18 protein-coding genes are annotated in these 18,722 nt (G+C 65.7%); 15 read left to right on the top strand and 3 right to left on the bottom strand.

Going from position 1 to position 18,722, the window contains the following annotated elements; translation table 11 throughout:
- Positions 1 to 39: 39 nt before the first annotated feature.
- A complete protein-coding gene (locus tag IOC82_RS00195) occupies positions 40 to 1,110 on the top strand; it encodes a PA0069 family radical SAM protein (RefSeq protein ID WP_290544357.1) in 1,071 nt (356 codons plus the stop codon).
- A gap of 46 nt (positions 1,111 to 1,156) precedes the next feature.
- Here the strand turns inward: IOC82_RS00195 and IOC82_RS00190 are convergent, their stop codons facing one another.
- A complete protein-coding gene (locus IOC82_RS00190; RefSeq protein WP_290544149.1) occupies positions 1,157 to 2,581 on the bottom strand; it encodes a DUF1254 domain-containing protein in 1,425 nt (474 codons plus the stop codon).
- Between the two features lie 147 nt (positions 2,582 to 2,728).
- On the opposite strand from IOC82_RS00190, the gene IOC82_RS00185 reads away from it, so the two are divergent.
- From IOC82_RS00185 to IOC82_RS00175, 3 genes are all read left to right on the top strand, one after another.
- Positions 2,729 to 3,346: a ribonuclease HII gene (locus IOC82_RS00185; protein WP_290544148.1), complete on the top strand. Its 618-nt coding sequence runs from the start codon at positions 2,729 to 2,731 to the stop codon at positions 3,344 to 3,346.
- A gap of 91 nt (positions 3,347 to 3,437) precedes the next feature.
- Entirely contained in the window at positions 3,438 to 4,544 is a 1,107-nt protein-coding gene (locus IOC82_RS00180) for a site-specific DNA-methyltransferase (protein WP_290544147.1), read from the top strand.
- Complete coding sequence (locus IOC82_RS00175) at positions 4,541 to 5,221, top strand: HAD family hydrolase (protein WP_290544146.1); 681 nt, start codon at positions 4,541 to 4,543, stop codon at positions 5,219 to 5,221. Before IOC82_RS00180 ends, IOC82_RS00175 begins: the two co-directional genes overlap by 4 nt.
- A gap of 6 nt (positions 5,222 to 5,227) precedes the next feature.
- On the opposite strand, the gene mutY is transcribed toward IOC82_RS00175, so the two are convergent.
- The gene (gene mutY, locus IOC82_RS00170; protein WP_290544145.1) at positions 5,228 to 6,367 is read right to left on the bottom strand and encodes an A/G-specific adenine glycosylase; all 1,140 of its coding nucleotides are present in this window, start codon (positions 6,365 to 6,367) and stop codon (positions 5,228 to 5,230) included.
- A gap of 63 nt (positions 6,368 to 6,430) precedes the next feature.
- Between mutY and IOC82_RS00165 the strand changes: the two genes are divergently transcribed.
- From IOC82_RS00165 to IOC82_RS00140, 6 genes are all read left to right on the top strand, one after another.
- Complete coding sequence (locus IOC82_RS00165) at positions 6,431 to 6,901, top strand: DciA family protein (protein WP_290544144.1); 471 nt, start codon at positions 6,431 to 6,433, stop codon at positions 6,899 to 6,901.
- A gap of 44 nt (positions 6,902 to 6,945) precedes the next feature.
- Positions 6,946 to 7,581, top strand: coding sequence for a DsbA family protein (locus IOC82_RS00160; RefSeq protein ID WP_290544143.1), 636 nt, complete (start codon positions 6,946 to 6,948; stop codon positions 7,579 to 7,581).
- A gap of 37 nt (positions 7,582 to 7,618) precedes the next feature.
- Entirely contained in the window at positions 7,619 to 11,083 is a 3,465-nt protein-coding gene (locus tag IOC82_RS00155; RefSeq protein WP_290544142.1) for an AAA family ATPase, read from the top strand.
- A gap of 9 nt (positions 11,084 to 11,092) precedes the next feature.
- The gene (locus IOC82_RS00150; protein ID WP_290544141.1) at positions 11,093 to 11,689 is read left to right on the top strand and encodes an HAD family phosphatase; all 597 of its coding nucleotides are present in this window, start codon (positions 11,093 to 11,095) and stop codon (positions 11,687 to 11,689) included.
- A gap of 160 nt (positions 11,690 to 11,849) precedes the next feature.
- Complete coding sequence (locus IOC82_RS00145) at positions 11,850 to 13,562, top strand: tetratricopeptide repeat protein (protein ID WP_290544140.1); 1,713 nt, start codon at positions 11,850 to 11,852, stop codon at positions 13,560 to 13,562.
- Between the two features lie 16 nt (positions 13,563 to 13,578).
- Positions 13,579 to 14,409, top strand: coding sequence for a 4-(cytidine 5'-diphospho)-2-C-methyl-D-erythritol kinase (locus IOC82_RS00140; protein WP_290544139.1), 831 nt, complete (start codon positions 13,579 to 13,581; stop codon positions 14,407 to 14,409).
- Between the two features lie 25 nt (positions 14,410 to 14,434).
- On the opposite strand, the gene IOC82_RS00135 is transcribed toward IOC82_RS00140, so the two are convergent.
- Positions 14,435 to 15,454 carry a polyprenyl synthetase family protein gene (locus tag IOC82_RS00135; RefSeq protein WP_290544138.1) on the bottom strand — a complete coding sequence of 340 codons (1,020 nt, stop codon included), beginning with the start codon at positions 15,452 to 15,454 and terminating at the stop codon, positions 14,435 to 14,437.
- Between the two features lie 129 nt (positions 15,455 to 15,583).
- Between IOC82_RS00135 and IOC82_RS00130 the strand changes: the two genes are divergently transcribed.
- The 5 genes from IOC82_RS00130 to IOC82_RS00110 are packed head-to-tail and all read left to right on the top strand — an operon-like array spanning position 15,584 to position 18,665.
- Positions 15,584 to 15,796 (top strand): DUF2007 domain-containing protein, encoded by a 213-nt coding sequence (locus IOC82_RS00130; protein WP_290544137.1) that lies wholly within the window; start codon positions 15,584 to 15,586, stop codon positions 15,794 to 15,796.
- Positions 15,797 to 15,809: 13 nt separating this feature from the next.
- Entirely contained in the window at positions 15,810 to 16,592 is a 783-nt protein-coding gene (locus tag IOC82_RS00125) for a methyltransferase (protein ID WP_290544136.1), read from the top strand.
- 43 nt (positions 16,593 to 16,635) lie between these two features.
- Entirely contained in the window at positions 16,636 to 17,484 is an 849-nt protein-coding gene (locus IOC82_RS00120; protein WP_290544135.1) for a S49 family peptidase, read from the top strand.
- Positions 17,485 to 17,515: 31 nt separating this feature from the next.
- Complete coding sequence (locus IOC82_RS00115; protein ID WP_290544134.1) at positions 17,516 to 17,701, top strand: hypothetical protein; 186 nt, start codon at positions 17,516 to 17,518, stop codon at positions 17,699 to 17,701.
- Between the two features lie 52 nt (positions 17,702 to 17,753).
- On the top strand, positions 17,754 to 18,665 hold the full coding sequence (locus IOC82_RS00110) for a glycine--tRNA ligase subunit alpha (protein ID WP_290544133.1): 912 nt from the start codon (positions 17,754 to 17,756) through the stop codon (positions 18,663 to 18,665).
- The last annotated feature ends 57 nt before the right edge of the window (positions 18,666 to 18,722 follow it).

The raw sequence follows: 18,722 nt of genomic DNA, 5'->3' as shown, positions 1-18,722 counted from the left end.
GTCCGTGAGGCCGATCCTGCCGCTCTCGGCGAAGGGCGGATGACGGCGCTCGCCCACCAGGCGCACGGCCGCGGCGCCGGCGTCAACATGTCCGGCCGCTTCGAGGCCCATACCCGCTCGCTGTTCGACGACGGCTGGCAGGGGCTGGAGGAGCTCCCGGCTTTCCGGACCACGGTCTTCGAGGAAAAGCCGAAGTCCATCATTTCCAGGAATGACTCGCCCGACGTCGGCTTCGACCAGTCGATCAACCCCTATCGCGGCTGCGAGCATGGCTGTTCCTACTGCTATGCCAGGCCGGCGCATGCCTTCATGGGCCTCTCCCCCGGCCTCGACTTCGAGTCGAAGCTGTTCGCCAAGCCCGATGCGGCGAAGCTGCTGCGCGCCGAACTGCTCGCCAGGAACTACGCGCCCAAGACCATCGCTCTCGGCGCAAATACCGATGCCTACCAGCCGATCGAGCGCGAGCGGCGGATCACACGGTCAATCCTCGAGGTGCTCTCCGAGTTCAACCACCCGGTCGGCATCGTGACGAAGTCGGCGCTGGTGACGCGCGACATCGACGTCCTCGCCCCCATGGCTAGGAAGGGTCTGGTCAAAGTCGCCGTCTCCGTCACTTCGCTAGACTCCAGGCTGGCCCGCGCCATGGAGCCGCGCGCCTCGACTCCCACCAAGCGGCTTGGCGCCATCGAGCAGCTTTCGGCGGCGGGCATCCCGACCGTCGTCATGGTGGCGCCCATCATCCCGGCTGTGAACGATGCCGAGATCGAGGCCATCCTCGCCGCCGCGAAGACGGCCGGCGCGCGGGAGGCGGGCTATGTGATGCTGCGCCTGCCGCACGAGGTGAAGGAGGTGTTCAAGGACTGGCTCGCCACCGCCATGCCGGACCGCGCGGCGAGGGTGATGTCCTTGGTGAAGTCATCGAGTGGCGGCAAGGACTATGACCATGACTTCGGAGTGCGCCAGACCGGCACCGGACCTTATGCCTGGACCATCGGCCGGCGCTTCGAACTCTCCTGCCAGCGCCTGGGCCTCAACCGCCGCAAACTGAAACTGGATGTGAGCCAGTTCCGAAGGCCGCCGCAGCCGGGCGAGCAGCTGAGCCTGCTTTAGGCGGTGCGCGGCGGGCCGGGCTTCAGGCCATCGCCGCGCTTCGCGCTCAGGCCTTCGCCACTGGCGGTATGACCCACGAGCCGCCGATGATCGAGGGCTTGTCCTCGGACGGCCAGTAAAGGCGCAGCATGAGGTGAAACTTGCCTTTGGGCGCGGGCAGCCAGTTGGCTTCCTTGTCTTTACCGGGGCTCTCGTGCTGGATGTAGATGACCAGCGACCCGTCCGCCTCGTAGGCTGGGTTGGTGCGGATGCTCATCGAGTAGCGGTTGATCGGGTTGGCCACGAAGAACATCTGTTCATCATACATGGTCAGCGACCAGAAACCCCTGACCGGCGGCAATTGGCCTTTCGGGAAGCGCATGACGTATTTGTGCCTGCCGTCATAGTCCTCGAGCAGGCTGGGCCTGAGCGATGTGGGATAGACCGCATCCTGCGGGCGGTTCGCGCCGAGCCCGATCGCCGTCACCAGCGCGCGCTGCAGGTAGTCGGCGCCATAAACACCGGCCTTCAGGGTGTAGTTCCAGCCATTGACGCGGCTCATGTCGCCGGAATCGATGAAGTGCAGCTTCATGCGGTCGAAGGAGAGCTTCGGCACCTCCTTGGCGCCGCGATGTCCGAGCGGCGAGGGATCGAAGTCCTTGCCGGCCATGAGGCCGATCCTTGCAAAGCGTGCGAGTGCCGGCGCATCGGCCCCTGCCGGCGGATTGCGCTTCATCAGCTCGCCGAGCAGCATGAAGTAGTCCTTCAGCGGCATGGCGTTCACCTGGTCGCGCACCGGCGTCTTCATGTCGATCGACGGATCGACCTTGCCGGCGGGCGGCGTCCAGTCCTTGCCCCAGGTGCTGAGCGGCTGCAGCTTGAAGGCATCCTGAAGCGCGTGCACGGCGGCATAATCCTCCGGCGTGCCCGTGCAGTAGATGCGGCCGAGCAGCCAGACCAAGGCGGTGGGCGACTTCAGCTGCTTCATGCCGGCGGGCACCGTGCCGTTCCAGCCTGGGCCGGTGACGAGGAAGGTCTGCTTCGCCCCGCCGGTGGTGCGCGATCCCGGAACCTCGAACACGTCGGTCCAGCCCGAGATCAGCGGCAGCAGGAAATAACGGTCTCCCATGTCCGGCTGGTCGAGCACCCAGGGCTCGTCGCCGACGTCGAAGAAGGCGGTGGTATAGAGCGTATCGGCATTGGGCGCGGTCACATCGCGGAAGGTCGCGTCCGGATACTGCCGCAGCTTGATGAGGCTGCCCATCGGCCCGCGCGTGCCCCTGCCGTGGACGACATTGGTGACGACGCGGCGCGTCATCTCCATGGTCACCAGCGGATAGCCGTAAATATAGGCATCGGAGGCAAGGGCAAGATCGTCAGTGACATCCTCCAGCCTGGCGACCGGATCTCCGAGCGCGAGCGCTTTTCCGGCGAAAGCGGACATGGACAGAAGCCCGGCGCTGGACAGCAGACTGCGACGCGTGACGTTCATTTTCTTCTCCAGTTGTGCGAGCTGAACATTCGCTTCGATTTGTGGTGATTCTTGGGAAGATCGGGGCCGGGCGGTAGCCATTTGGGGACAAACCGAACCGTGCGCCGGCCGCTTCCCGGACGCGCTGGAGCATGCTCTAACGCCGGCATGGGGAAAACAGGGCCTGACTTCACAATCGAGCTGGCGGCGATGCGCAAGGGCGCCAGACCCGTGTGCGGCATCGACGAAGCTGGACGCGGACCCTGGGCAGGGCCGGTGGTGGCCGCCGCCGTGGTGCTGGACCCCGCCTGCATTCCCGCCGGGCTCGACGATTCGAAGAAGCTCACCGAGGCGCGGCGCGCGGCGCTGTTCGCGCCGATCATGGCCTCCGCGAAAGTCGGCATCGGCATTGCGGAGGTGGACCGCATCGACCGCGACAACATACTCCAGGCAACACTGTGGGCCATGGCGCAGGCGCTCGGCCAGATCGGGGGCGCGGCGCTGGCGCTGATCGACGGCAACCGCGCGCCGCCCCTCCCCTGCCCGGTCGAGACCATCGTCGCGGGCGATGCCAAATCGTTCTCCATCGCCGCCGCCTCGATCGTTGCCAAGGTGACGCGCGACCGCATCATGGTGGGGCACGACGCAAGCTGGCCCGGCTATGGCTTCGCGCGGCACAAGGGCTATGGCACGGCCTTCCACCGGGCGGCGCTGCAGCGCCTCGGCCCTTCGCCGGTCCACCGCCGGAGTTTCGCGCCCATCGCAGCGCTTTTGGCGGAGCGTTAACCATTCTTCCCGAATGCGATTCACAGCGGACTCCGCGCGATTCATGGTGCCGGTTCGTGAGTCAGTTGCGTTTGCGTTCAGGGGGTGTGGGATGGGCTATCAGACCCGGCCGGATATTCGGCCGTTGCAGGATCGGATTCTGGTGGGCGATTGCCTTGCGGAGCTCAAGAAGATTCCGGCGGCCTGCGTCGATCTCGTCTTCGCCGATCCGCCTTACAATCTCCAGCTCTCCGGCGGACTCACGCGGCCCGACCAGAGCAAGGTCGATGCGGTCGACGATCACTGGGACCAGTTCGAGAGCTTCGAGGCCTATGACCGTTTCACCAAGGGCTGGCTTCGCGAATGCCGCCGCGTGCTGAAGCCCGATGGCGCGCTGTGGGTGATCGGCTCCTATCACAACATCTTCCGCGTCGGCGCAATCCTGCAGGACATGGGCTTCTGGATCCTGAACGACGTCGTCTGGCGCAAGACCAACCCGATGCCGAATTTCCGCGGCCGCCGCTTCACCAATGCGCATGAGACGATGATCTGGGCCTCGCGCGGAGCCAATGCCAGGTACACCTTCAACTACGAGGCCATGAAGGTGTTCAACGACGATCTGCAGATGCGGTCCGACTGGACGCTCCCCCTCTGCACTGGCGCGGAGCGGCTGAAGAACGCCGGCGGCGGCAAGCTGCACCCGACGCAGAAGCCGGAAGCCCTGCTGAACCGCGTGCTGCTGTCGACGACCAAGCCCGGCGACACGGTGCTCGACCCCTTTTTCGGCACCGGCACCACAGGCGCGGCAGCCAAGCAGCTTGGCCGCCACTTCATCGGCATCGAACGCGAGGAAGACTATGCCCGGGCGGCTCTTGCCCGCATCGACGCCACCGAGCGCCTGCCACAGGAGGCGCTGCAGGTGACCACCAGCAAGCGCGCCGAGCCGCGCATTCCCTTCGGCTCGCTGATCGAGCGCGGCCTCGTGCAGGCGGGCGACATGCTGTTCGACCCCTCAACCCGCATCGCGGCGCGCGTGCGCGCCGATGGCTCGATCGCCATCAAGGATGCCTCGGGCTCCATCCACAAGATCGGCGCTCATGTGCAGGGGGCGGAAGCCTGCAACGGCTGGACCTTCTGGCACGTGAAGAAGGGCCCGAACCTCATGCCCATCGACATGCTGCGCCAGCAGCTCCGCGCGGAGATGGCCGCGGCCGCATGAAGGCCCGCCAGCAGACATCCTTTCTGTTCGATCTCGACGGCACGCTGGTCGACAGCGTTTATGACCATGTGCTGGCCTGGCACGATGCGCTGCGGGAAGAGGGGGTCGAGGTGTCCGTCTGGCGGCTGCACCGCAAGATCGGCATGTCCGGCGGGCTGTTCACCAAGGCGCTTGCGCGCGAGACGGGGCGCGAGTTCGCGCCGGAGATGCTGGAGCGGCTGCGCCAGCTGCACCTCAAGTATTACACCGCGCGCTCGCACCGCACGCAGGCCTTGCCGGGAGCGCGGGAACTGCTCGCCTATCTGAGCGGGAACGGGATTCCCTGGGCCATCGCCACCTCGGGCAGGATCGAAACGGCGGGGCCGGTGCTGAAAATTCTCGGCGTCGATCCTGCGAAGCATGTGGTGATCACGCGCGACCTGGTGCGCTATGCCAAGCCCGACCCGGACCTGTTCCTCGCTGCGGCCGAGAAGCTCGGCTGCGACATCGGGACGGCCTGCGTGGTGGGCGATGCGATCTGGGACATGCTGGCAGCACGGCGCGCGCGGGCACTGGGCATCGGGCTGCTCACCGGCGGCTATGGCATGGAAGAGCTGGAACGCGCCGGGGCCTACCGCGTGTATGAGGACCCGGCGGATTTGCTGGCGCATATCGACGAGGTGGGCGGGCGGCGGTAGCTTCCGCTATCCTTGGTCATCCCGGCGAAAGTGCAGCGTCCCAGTTGGTTGGAGTAACGGCGGCACGGGAGGTGTTGGGGATGGCATTTCGCGGAGCACATGCGCCACCACCTTGCGCATTACCGTGGGCAGCGCCGCGCCCGCAAGCTCTTCGCGCTTCGTCCAGCGATAGTCGCCACCATCACGCAGCACGCCACCGCTGATGGCTTCGGCCTTCCACACGGTGAGCTCAAGATGGAAATGCGTGAAGGTGTGTTCCACCATGCCCTTCATCTTGTTCCATTCGGCGCCAAGCGGGGCCTGCGCTTCGGCGCCTGAAACCCTGACCCCCCAATCCGTCGAGGGCACTTCCATCATGCCGCCAAGCAAGCCCTTTTCCGGGCGGCGGCGCAGCAGCACCGCGCCATCCTTGCGCTCGATCCAGAAGGCCACGCCGCGGCGGGTGGGCACAGCCTTCTTCGGAGTCTTGCGCGGCAGCGAGGATGCGAGGCCGGCGATGCGGCCCCGGCAATGCTCCGCCCACGGACAGATCAGGCAGTTGGGATCGCGGGGCGTGCAGATGGTGGCGCCGAGGTCCATCATGGCCTGGGCAAAATCGCCCGCGCGCCGTTCGGGCACCAGCGCCTGCGCGCGCGCGCGGATATCGGGCTTCGAACCGGGCAGCGGCGTTTCGATGGCGTAGATGCGGCTGATGACGCGCTCGACATTGCCGTCGACAGCGGCGTGCCGTCCGCCGAAGGCAATGGCGGCGATGGCGGCGGCCGTATAGGGGCCGATGCCGGGAAGGCTGCGCAGCTCCTCCTCGGTTGACGGGAAGCGGCCGCCAAATCGGGCCACCACCTCCTTGGCGCAGGCATGGAGGTTGCGGGCGCGGGCGTAATAGCCGAGCCCCGCCCAGGCCTTCAGCACGTCATCGAGGGGCGCAGCGGCCAGCGCCTGCACCGTTGGCCAGAGCGCGACGAATTTCTCGAAATAGGCCTTCACCGCCTGCACCGTGGTCTGCTGCAACATGATCTCGGAGAGCCAGACGCGGTAGGGGTCGGCCACCTCAGCCCCCCGCGCGCGCCAGGGCAGCACCCGGGCATGGGCGTCGTACCAGGCAAGAAGTTGTGAAGAAGCGTTGGTTTCCGGCCCTTTTCTGGCCATGCTGCTCTCGCAAACAAGCGGTTCCTGATAGACCTCTATAGCGATCAACCCACCGGCCCGTCCATGGAAACCCTCTCCAAGCACTTCCGCGAGATCACCAAGGCCGCCTTCGCGCGCTATGGCTTCGCCCAGGCGGATGTGGTGGCGAACTGGGATGCAATCGTTGGCGGGGAGCTGGCGGCCGTTTCCGCCCCCGAACGCATCAAATGGCCCCGGGGGTCGGGCGAGGAGGCGAGCAAGCAGGGCGGCACGCTGGTCATCCGGGCAGCCCCCGGCCGTGCGCTGGAGCTACAATATGAAGCGTCCCGCATCATTTCGCGCATCAACAGCTTTTTTGGTTATGGCGCAGTCGCGAACCTCAAGGTGATGCAGGCGGCGGAGCTTGGCAAGTCCCGCCCGAAGCCTCCTGCTCTGCCCGTCAAACCTGTTCACGAACAAGAGCTTAATACTGTTGATGATCCTTCCCTCCGGGCGGCGCTGGTGCGCCTTGGGCGGGGGGTGGCGGGCTCCTCAAGTTCTCCACAAGGCAAATAATTCCCTTTTGTTTCAACTCCCAACATCTAGTAGGTAAACGCATCATGAAGACGCTGTCGCGACGCTTGATTCTCCTGGCCGGAGCCGCCCTCGCGGGGCTCGCCATTGTCCCCGCCCTTGCGGAAGAAGCGGCCAAGCCCGTGGACCCCGCCGAGCTGCTGAAGCCCCCCGCGCTGGGCGACATGGCGCTGGGCGCCGACGAGGGCGCCACCAAGGTGACGATCGTCGAATATGCCTCCGCCACCTGCCCGCATTGCGCCGCATTCCACAAGGACGTGTGGCCGAAGCTCAAGGCGGACTATGTCGACACCAAGAAGATCCGGTTCATTTTCCGCGAATTCCCGCTGAATGACCCGGCACTCGCCGCCTTCATGATCGCCCGCGCCGCGCCGAAGGAGTCCTATTTCCCGCTGATCGGCGTCTATTTCGACACGCTGCAGACCTGGGCGCAGGACCCGGCCACGGGCCTCCTCAACATCGCCAAGCAGGCGGGCTTCAGCCAGGAGAAGTTCGACGCCACGCTGAAGGACGTGAATCTGGCCAAGGGCATCATGGAAATCCGGGATGGCGGCGTGAAGTTCGGCGTCAAGGGCACGCCGACCTTCTTCATCAACGGCGTGCCGTTCGAGGGCGAAATCACCTACGACGCCATGAAAGCCGAGATCGACAAGCAGCTCTGAGGAGCTGCGCGCATGGAAGAAGGGGCACGGGCTCAAGATGAAGTTCACACGGCTGAGGCTTTCGGGGTTCAAATCCTTCGTTGAGCCGACCGACCTGTTGATCGAGCCCGGTCTCACCGGCGTGGTCGGCCCCAACGGATGCGGCAAGTCGAACCTGCTGGAAGCCCTGCGCTGGGTGATGGGCGAAAGCTCGTATAAGTCGATGCGCGCCTCGGGCATGGACGACGTGATCTTCTCCGGCACCACCGAGCGCCCGGCCCGCAACATGGCGGAAGTCACCGTCACCATGGCCAATGACGACGGCGCCGCGCCGCCGCAGTACCGGGACCAGGACACGCTGGAAATCTCGCGCCGCATCGAGCGCGACGAAGGCTCGGCCTACCGCATCAACGGCAAGGACGTGCGCGCGCGTGACGTGCAGCTGCTCTTCGCCGATGTCTCCACCGGCTCGCGCTCTCCTGCACTCGTGCGCCAGGGGCAGATTGCCGAGATCATCAATTCGAAGCCGCAGGCCAGGCGCCTGATCCTCGAGGAGGCGGCGGGCATCACGGGCCTCCACACGCGCCGCCACGAGGCGGAGCTGAAGCTGAAGGCGGCGGAGACCAACCTCACCCGCCTCGACGACGTGACCTCGCAGCTCGAGACGCAGCTCAGCAGCCTGAGGCGCCAGGCGCGGCAGGCGGCGAAGTACAAGAGCCTGTCCGCCGAGATCCGCCGGCTCGAGGCCATGGGACTCTATGTCAACTGGCGCGAGACGGCGGAAGCCTCGCAGCGTGATGCGGCAGCGCTTGACGAGGCCACGCGCGTGCTGGCCGAGCACACGCGCGCGGCCTCCGGGAAGCTGCGGCTGCGCGACGACTTGGGCGAAAAGCTGCCGTCCCTGCGCGAGCAGGAAGCGGTGCGCGCCGCGGTGCTTCAGCGCGTGAGCCACGAACGCAACGTGCTGGACGAGGAAGAGCGCCGCGCCGGCGAACGCCGCAAGGAACTCGATCAGCGCATCGCGCAGATCAATTCCGACCTGCAGCGCGAGCAGGAGCTTCTGAACGACACCAGCCGCGTGCTCACCCGCCTTGCCGAGGAAGGCGAGACGCTGAAGGCATCGCAGGGTTCGGATGACGACATCCGGGCGCAAGCCGCCGTGGCGCTGCAGTCTGCCGCCGATGCCCTGGCGCGCGCGCAGGAAGCCGCCGACCAGGCGGCCTCGCGCCTCTCGGAACTCCTGGCGCGCCGCAATGCTATTCTCCGCGCCATCGAGGAACATAAGAATCGCGTGGCGCGGCTTGACCGCGAACTGGCGGAGACGGTGGCCAAGCGCAACGGCCTGCTGGCCCGCTACAACGTCGAGGGCGACGCCGGCAAGCTGACAGGCGCGGTGGAACACGCCGTCGAACAGGCGGCGGAATTCGAATTCCGTGTCGCCGAGGCGGAAGCCGCTGTGCGCGCCGCGCGCGCCGCGGAAGGCGATGCCCGTTCCGCCCATGACGATGCCCGCCGCAAGGCCGACCGGCTGCAGACGGAAGTCCGCACGCTGACGAATTTGCTGAAGGCCGGCGGTGGCGACCTGTGGCCCTCGCTCATCGACCAGATCAGCGTCGAGACCGGATTTGAGACGGCGCTCGGCGCCGCGCTGGGCGACGACCTCGACGCCTCGGGCGACGAGGGTGCGCCGGTGCATTGGCGCGGCCTGCCGCCGCTCGCCGGCACGGCTTCCCTTCCCGATGGCGCCGAGCCGCTGATCAGCTTCGTGCTGGCTCCGCCGGCGCTGCAGCGCCGCCTGAGCCATATCGGTGTTGTATCGAAGGCCCTTGGTCAGGCGCTGCAGCCGCAGTTGAAACCCGGCCAGCGGCTGGTCTCGCGTGAGGGCGACGTGTGGCGCTGGGACGGCTTCACCGCCGCCGCCGATGCGCCGAGCGCTGCCGCCAAGCGTCTGGCTGAAAAGAACCGCTTGGCCTCGCTCGAGGTCGAGATGGAACAGGCCATCGCCGCAGCGCAAGAGGCCCAGGGCCATTTCGAGGCATCCCGCGCCGCCATCGAAACGGCGGCCCGCTTCGAGCGCGAGAAGCGCGAAGGCCACCGCGCCGCGGTCTCCGCCGTCGATTTTGCGCGCCGCGCGCTCACCCAGCATGAGCGTCAGGTCTCCGAGCGCCTCGCCCAGACCAGTGCGCTGGACGAAGCCCAGCGCCGCATCGAGGAAGCTCTCGAAGAGTCTTGCGCGCGTCTTGAGGAAGCTTCCGCAGAGGCCGCCGGGCTGCCCATGCTCGACGATCTTCAGCTCGAACTCAACGCGCTGCGCAATGCGGTGAACAGCGAACGCGCCGCCTATGCCGAGGCGCGGGCCACGCATGACGGGCTTGAGCGCGAAGCGCGCGCCCGCACCGGCCGTATCCGCGCCATTGAGGCGGAGATCGCCCAATGGACCGGCCGCGCGGCGCGCGCCAATGAGCAGACCGGTCAGCTCACCGCGCGTGCGGAGGAAACCCGCGCCGCCATCGCCGAACTTTCCCAGCTGCCGCAGCTGCTGGCCGGCCGCCGCCTGAAGCTGACGAACACGCTGGCGGAAGCCGAACAGGAGAAGAAGGCGGCCTCGGACGCGCTGCAGACGGCGGAGAACGAGGTGCGCCAGGCCGACCAGGAGCTGCGCGCCGTGCAGGAACTGCTCTCCGCCGCGCGAGAGGAGCATGCCCGCCTCGGTGCAAGGCTTGACGCCAGCACCGCGCGTCTCGCCGAATGCGAGCAGCGCATCGCTGAAGCGTTGAACTGCGCACCCGGCGAGGTCGTCTCCGCCACCGGCCTCGACCTCGGGCAGCTGATGGAATGGCATGACATCGAGCGCAAGCTGCAGGGACTGCGCGAAGACCGCGAGCGCCTCGGCGGCGTGAACCTGCGCGCCGACGAGGAATCGGAGGAAGTGGCGAAGCAGCTCGAGGGCTTGATCAAGGAACGCGATGACCTGATCCAGGCCATCAACAAGCTGCGCGGCGGCATCTCCAGCCTCAACCGCGAGGGCCGCCAGCGCCTGCTCGACGCCTTTGGCACCGTGAACCAAAAGTTCGGCGAACTCTTCACCACGCTGTTCGGCGGCGGCAAGGCCGAACTGCAGCTGATCGAGTCGGATGATCCCCTCGAAGCCGGCCTCGAACTGATCGCCAATCCGCCCGGCAAGAAGCCGACCACTCTGTCGCTGCTGTCGGGCGGCGAGCAGACGCTCACCGCCATGGCGCTGATCTTCGCGGTATTCCTCACCAACCCCTCGCCGATCTGCGTGCTCGACGAAGTCGACGCACCCCTCGACGACCACAATGTGGAACGCTTCTGCAACCTGCTCGACGCGATGCTGGAGCGCACCGAAACGCGCTTCCTGATCATCACCCACCACGCGCTCACCATGGCCCGCATGCACCGCCTGTTCGGCGTCACCATGCTGGAACGCGGCGTGTCGCAGCTTGTGTCGGTCAACCTCGCAGAGGCGGAAACGCTGGTGGACGGCAAGTCGGCAGCATAAGCCGTCGCCATGAACGTTGTCTTCGACATCGGCAATGTGTTGGTCCAATGGGATCCGCGCGCCCTCTACCGCAAGATCTTTTCAAGCGAGACGGAGGCCGCGTGGTTCCTCGCCAATGTCTGCACCCATGACTGGAACCTGGAGCAGGACCGCGGCCGCAGCTTCGCCGAGGGTGTTGCCGCGCTCACCGCGCGCTTTCCCGAGCATGCCGAGGCGATTGCGGCCTATGACCTGCGCTGGCACGAGACGGTGTTGGGGCCGATCGACGGGAGCGTGGCAATCCTCGAGGAGCTGCGCGCGGCAGGCGTGCCGCTTTATTCCATCACCAACTTCAACCAGCACAAGTTCCGGGAAACGCTGCAGCGCTTTGCCTTCCTTTCGGCCTTCCGCGATATCGTCGTCTCCGGCGACGAGCGGGTGCTGAAGCCGGACGGCGCGATCTACCGTCTGCTGCTGGAGCGGAACGGACTTGCGGCAGCGGACTGCGTGTTCATCGACGACAGCGCAAAGAATGTCGAGGGTGCGAGAACGGTGGGGATGAAGGGCGTTCACTTCACCACGCCGGAAGCACTGCGCCGGCAACTGGCGGCGCTGGGCGTGCTGTGACCGGGCTCGTGGCCGGCAAGCCGGATGAGGGCTTGCTCCCGCAATTCCCGCCGTCCACCGCCGCCCTTGCCCTCATCCAAAAAACACCGCATTTTGCGGCAACAACCAAATCATACCGAAACGTGGGCGGGCGCTTTTCGCCAGCCTGCTGAAATGGACGATGATGACGGCACTTCTGCGCACCGCACTCACTTCGCTTCTGCTCGCCTCCATCCCCGCCACCGCCGCACTTGCCTATGATCCCTCGGCCTCGGTCTCGGGCAATTATCTGGCGGGCCGCTCGGCCGCCAAGCTGCGCGACAATGACATGGCATCGGGCTATCTCAGCAATGCGCTGAAGTTCGATACCGGCAACCCTGTCCTCACCGAAAAGATCTTCCTGCTCGAACTCTCCGAAGGCAACATGCCGAGGGCGGAAGAATTCGCCACGGAAGTGCTGAAGTTCAACAGCCAGCAGCGCATGGCCCGCATCGTGCTCGGCCTCAAGGACTTCAAGGCCCGCCAATACGGGGCGGCCCGCAGGAACTTCGAGCAGTCGGCCTATACGCCGGTGGGCGAGCTCACCTCATGGCTCCTCACCGCCTGGTCGCATGCCGGCGAGGGCGATCTCAACCCCGCGCTCAAGACGCTGGACCGGCTGGACTCGAACGAGAGCTTCGCCAACTTCAAGACCTTCCACGAGGCGCTGATCGCCGACTATCTCGGCAACGCGATGCGCGCCGAGGGCGCCTTCAAGAAAGCCTATGAGGCCGCGGGAAACTCGCTGCGCATCGTCCAGGCCTACGGCAATTTCCTCGAGCGTCACGGCCGTGCCGCCGAGGCCCATGCGCTTTACCGGGGCTATCTCGAAGGCGACGATAACCCGCTGATCCAGGCCGCGCTCGAATCCTCGCTGAAGGGCCGGGCGCCGCAGCCCTTCATTTCGTCTCCCGCCGATGGCGCGGCGGAAGCGTTGTTCTCGCTCGCCACCTCGATGAACGGCGAGCAGTCGATCGATGTGGCGCTGCTCTATATCCAGCTAGGCATTTCGCTCGGCGCGGATTCCGACATCATGTACACGCTGCTGGGCGACACCTACGAGAGCATGAAGCGCTATGACAAGGCGCTTGCAGCCTATCTGAAGGTGGCGGCCTCCTCGCCGCTCCGCGTCAATGCCGAGGTGGAGGAGGCCGTCTCGCTGCAGCAGCTCGGCCGCAAGGACGAGGCGCTGGCCAAGCTCAGGGCCATCGTCGCGGCGGACCCGAAGAACTATGACGCAATCGTCACGCTCGGCAACCTCTACCGCGCCAACGAGGACTTCGCCAATGCCGCCGCCAGCTATGATCAGGCCATCGCGCTCATCGAAAAGCCCGGCCCCTCCGATTGGCGCGTCTTCTATTTCGACGGCATCTCGCACGAGCGCCTGAAGCAGTGGGACGCGGCCGAAAAACAGTTTCGCAAGGCGCTGGAGCTTTCGCCCAACGAGCCGAGCGTTCTCAACTATCTCGGCTACTCGATGATCGAGAAGAAGATCAATCTTCAGGAAGCCCTCGAGATGGTGAAAAAGGCCGTCGAGCTGAAGCCCAACGACGGTTACATCACCGACAGCCTCGGCTGGGCCTATTACCAGCTTGGCGACTATGAGCAGGCCGTCGCCTATTGCGAGAAGGCGGTGGAGCTGCTCCCGGCGGACCCCACCATTGCCGATCATCTGGGCGATGCCTATTGGCGCGTCGGCCGCACGCTCGAAGCGAAGTTCCAGTGGCAGCACGCCAAGGACAACAAGCCCGAGCCCGAGGACCTCAGGAAGATCGAGGAGAAGCTCAAGAACGGCCTGCCGCCGGTCGAGCCGGTGACACCCGCGCAGACCGCCGCGCCCAAAACCAACGGCTGACGCGCCAGAGCGCATTATGCGGCCTCTCTCGCTCTTCGCGCCCGCCAAGGTGAACCTGGCGCTCCACGTGCTGGGGCGCCGGGCGGACGGCTATCACGAACTCGATTCGATTGTCGCCTTCGCCGATGTCGGCGACCGTCTCACCTTCACCCCCGCGGATGAATTTTCCATCGCCGCCAGCGGCCCCTTCGCGGCGGCCCTGCCGCAGGCCGCGGACAATATCATCGCCAAGTCATGGGTTGCCGCACAGGCCATCGCGCGGACCCGGGGCAGGGCGCTGCCGGCCGTCAGCGTGCATCTCGAGAAGAATCTGCCGGTCGCCTCCGGCATCGGCGGCGGCTCCGCCAATGCCGCGGCGGCATTGAAAGGCTTCCTCAGCCTCGCGGGGATCGACGGGATCAATCGGGAGATCGCCGCCGCCGGTCTTGCCATCGGCGCCGACGTCCCGGTCTGTCTCTCCGGCGTTGCCTGCCGCATGCGGGGCGTGGGCGAACGCATCGCGCCGATTGCCGGTTTTGCGCCGCTCCCGGCGATTCTCGTCAATCCGCTGGTCGAAGTCTCCACGGCTGCGGTTTTCAGGGGCCTTGCGCTGGACAAGGGCCAGTCCTGCGGCGCCCCCATCGCCGATGCCCGCGACCCCGCGCTCTGGCGTAACGATCTCGCAGCTCCGGCCATCGCCCTCGCGCCATCGATCGGCGAGGTCCTCGAACGCCTTGCAGCCACGCCCGGCGTTACCAGAGCCTTCATGTCCGGCTCCGGCGCCACATGCGTGGCCCTGTGCAGGGACGAGCACGTCGCACCCGACCTCGATCCGGCCTGGTGGGTTGCCCGAACGGTGCTGTCTTAGGAAAACCGTCCCTGCGGGTCTGTTGCTAATAAGCCCGCGCCACGCAGAATTCCACGGCTTCCAGCAGCGCGTCCTTCAGGCTCGAACCCGGAAAAATCGCCAGTGCATCGCGGGCGATGTCGCCATAGTGGTTGGCGCGGTCGATGGTGTCCTTTAGCGCGCCGTGGCGTTCCATCAGCCTCCTGGCGTAGGTGAAATCGTCCGCTGTCTGATCGCCGTCCTCCAGCGTGCGCTTCCAGAAGTTCCGTTCTTCCACAGCGCCGCGCCGGTAGGACAGAACTACAGGCAGCGTGATCTTGCGCTCGCGGAAGTCGTCGCCGACGCCCTTGCCCAGCTTCTCGGTCGAGCCCGAATAGTCCAGCGCATCGTCGATCAGCTGGAAGGCGACGCCGAGGTTGCGGCCATAGGATTCGAGCGCCGCCTGTTCGCTGGAGGGACGCTTCGCCACCACCGCGCCTACCTCCGCCGCGGCCGAGAACAGAGCCGCCGTTTTGGCCACGATCACCTGCATATAGGCGTCCTCGGTGGTCGAGGTGTCCTGCGACACGGAGAGCTGCAGCACCTCGCCCTCGGCGATGACGCAGGCGGCATTGGAGAGAATCCGCAGCGCGTCGAGCGAGCCTGTCTCCACCATCATCTTGAAGGCCTGGCCGAGTAGATAGTCGCCCACCAGCACGCTGGCCTGATTGCCCCAGATAACGCGGGCCGCCTGCTTGCCGCGCCGCAGGTCGCTCTCGTCGACCACGTCGTCATGGAGCAGGGTTGCGGTGTGCATGAATTCCACCGCGGTTGCGAGTTTCAGGTGATGATCGCCCTCATAGCCCGCCATGCGGGCCGCGGCCAGCGTGAGCATCGGGCGGATGCGCTTGCCGCCGGAATTGATCAGGTGGTTGGCGATCTCGGGGATCAGCTCCACGTGGCTCCGCGCATGGCTGAGGATCGCTTCGTTCACCCGCTCCATATCGGCCTGGGTGAGCTTCACCAGCGGTTCGATGCTGGCGCGCTTCTTGTTGCCCGCTCCGTCGAGCGGAATGACGACTCCCATCGGGGCTGCCTGCCTTCCAACATTCGTTCATTCTTTGCGCCCTTAAAGCACAGTGGGTCCACGAGGCCAATATGACGCAACGCCACGCCCGCCCTTGCCCGCCACCCTCCGATCCGGCAATCTTGCGGTATGGAAGAACTGCTGCGCAGCAACGACCCGGTCTATCTGTCCTTCGTCCGCCACGTGCTGTCGGAAGAGGGGATCGATTTCCTGCAGCTCGACGGCCACATGGCGGCTCTGGAGGGCTCTGTCGGGGCCATACCCCGCCGCATCATGGTGCTGGCGGAGGATTTGGCCCGCGCCCGTCTCAGCCTTGGTAACGCTACGCTAACCCGGACCTAGCAACAATCGCCTTATGCAGATCCCTGATTCCCATTCCGTCCCGCCGTCTCTCACCGAGGATGAGTTCCTCGGCGGCCGCCTCCGTATCCTCCAGCCCGAGAAGGGCTTCCGCGCCGGCGTCGATTCGGTGCTTCTCGCCGCCGCCATCCCCTGCGAACCCGGCGATAGCGTGTTCGAGGCGGGGATCGGTCCCGGCGTCGCCGCCCTCTGCCTGCTCTTCCGCAACCCGGAGGTGCAGGTGACCGGCATCGAGGTCGCCGCGCGCTATGTCATGATCTGCGAGGAAAATGCCAGACGGAACGGCATGCAGAACCGGCTTCGCGTCATCCATGCCGACGTGCGCGACGCCCTGCGGCGTGACCATATCAGCATGCCGGCCCCCGGCGGCTTCGCCCACGCCATGCTAAATCCGCCCTTCTTCGACGAGGCGAAATCGACGTCCTCGCCGAACCTGCTCAAGTCCCAGGCCCACGCTTTCGGGCCGGAGGACCTCGATCTCTGGGTCAAGCTTGTTTACGCCATGCTCAGCCCCCGCGGCAGCATCACCCTGGTGCATCGCCCGGATTCGCTCGGCCAGATCCTCGCGGCCCTGGAAAACCGCTTCGGCGACATCCACATCGCACCGCTCTTTCCCCGCCCAGGCCTGCCCGCCTCGCGCATTCTCGTCCAGGGCATCAAGGGCTCGAAGGCGCCGCTGCAGATCTTGCCGGGCCTCGTCCTGCATGGCGACGGAAGCGAATTCACGAGAGAGGCCAATGCCATGCTGCGGAGTGGGGCGCCCTTCATCCTGAGGTGATCCGCGCCTTGTCTCAGGGCATCCGCACACCTATCTGGAGTTTATGGTCAGCTCCGGCTTTCTCGACGCCATCATCCCGCTTCGATTCCGCAAATCGGTGCCGGTGGTCACCCATGTGCGGCTCGATGGCGCCATCGGCATCGGCACGCCCATGCGCCCAGCCCTGACGCTCAAGTCGGTGAATGACACGCTCGAACGCGCCTTCGGCAGGAAGGGCATCAGTGCGGTTGCCATCTCGGTCAATTCGCCCGGCGGCTCGGCCGTGCAGTCGGCGCTGATTCACACGCGAATCCGGCAGCTTGCCGGGGAGAAGAAGCTTCCCGTCCTGGTCTTCTGCGAGGACGTTGCGGCCTCGGGCGGCTATTGGCTGGCCTGCGCGGGCGATCAGATTTATGCCGATGAAAGTTCGGTGGTGGGCTCGATCGGCGTCATCTACGCAGGCTTCGGCTATGTTGACGCGATCGCCAAGCTCGGCATCGAGCGCCGTGTTCACACGGCGGGCGAAAACAAGTCAATCCTCGACCCCTTCAAGCCCGAACGCATTGAAGACGTTGAGCATTTGAAGTCGCTTCAGGCCGAGATCCATGACGCCTTCAAGACCCTGGTGAAGGCGCGGCGCGGCGCCAGGCTGAAGACCGATGATCCGGACATCTTCTCCGGCGCCTTCTGGGCCGGGCGCCAGGCGCTGGCCCGCGGCCTGGTCGATGGCATTGGCCACCTCCACCAGGTGCTCAAGGACCGCTTCGGCGATAAACTTGTCGTTAAGAACGTGACGCCGTCTCAAGGCTGGGGCCTCAAAAGGCTCGGTTTTGGCATTGAAGTAACTGATATTGCTGAAAACACCATGGATGTTCTCGAAACGCGTGCATTGTGGTCCCGTTTCGGCTTATGATCGTATCTATGGAGGCTCGTTGGAGGTCCCGATGCTTGTCTTGAAGCTCTTGTCACTGCTCGCTGCGGCCGTGCTGTCGTTCGTTGTCATCAAGATGTTGATGGTTCGCAATCTGCAACCCGTTCGGGTCAAGGCGAACCGTTCGAACCGCCAGCCCCAGCAGATGCGCCGCTTGCGCCAGGACCCGCGCACCGGCATTTACTACCCCGAGGGTTGACCCGCGGGGTCAGCATCCCTAGGGTCCGCCGCGTTTTTCCGAGGCGGACCGAATGGCATTGAATCCCTCCCGCTCCTTCCAGGACCTGATCCTGACGCTCCATGAATATTGGGGCCGCCAGGGCTGCGTCATTTTGCAGCCCTATGACATGGAGGTGGGGGCCGGCACCTTCCACCCCGCCACCACGCTGCGTTCGGTGGGGCCGAAGCCGTGGGCCGCCGCCTATGTGCAGCCCTCGCGCCGCCCCAGGGACGGCCGCTATGGCGAAAACCCCAACCGCCTGCAGCACTATTACCAGTATCAGGTCATCATCAAGCCCTCGCCGCCGGACCTGCAGGAGCTCTATCTGGGGTCGCTCGAAGCCATCGGCATCGACCGCGCGCTGCACGACATCCGCTTCGTCGAGGACGACTGGGAAAGCCCCACGCTGGGCGCCTGGGGCCTGGGCTGGGAAGTCTGGTGCGACGGCATGGAAGTCTCGCAGTTCACCTATTTCCAGCAGGTCGGCGGCCTCGATTGCGCGCCGGTCTCGGGCGAACTCACTTATGGTCTCGAACGCCTGGCCATGTATGTGCAGGGCGTCGACAATGTCTATGAGCTGAACTTCAACGGCCAGGAGGGCGCGCGGCGCATCTCCTATGGCGATGTGTTCCTCCAGGCCGAGCAGGAATATTCGCGCTATAACTTCGAGCACGCGGACACCGCGGCGCTGCTCCGCCACTTCGCGGACGCCGAGGCCGAATGCCAGGCGCTGCTGCAGGCCGGCGGCGCCGAAGGCCGCCACCTTCTGGCGCTTCCCGCCTACGACCAGTGCATCAAGGCCTCGCACCTCTTCAACCTTCTGGACGCCCGCGGCGTCATCTCGGTCACCGAGCGCCAGGCCTATATTCTGAGGGTGCGGGAGCTTGCCAAAGGCTGCTGCGAAGCGTGGAGCAAGACGGCAGGCGGCGGCGCAACCGCGTAGTTGCTCTCGGTTGACTCAGGCTTGCGAAGCGCGGATATACTGTAACTTATCATATTA

This window comes from Aestuariivirga sp. (assembly GCF_020252395.1).
Classification (GTDB): Bacteria; Pseudomonadota; Alphaproteobacteria; order Rhizobiales; family Aestuariivirgaceae; genus Aestuariivirga.
The sequence above is the reverse complement of the archived record's forward strand: the minus strand, read 5'-3'. Positions and strand labels throughout refer to the sequence as shown.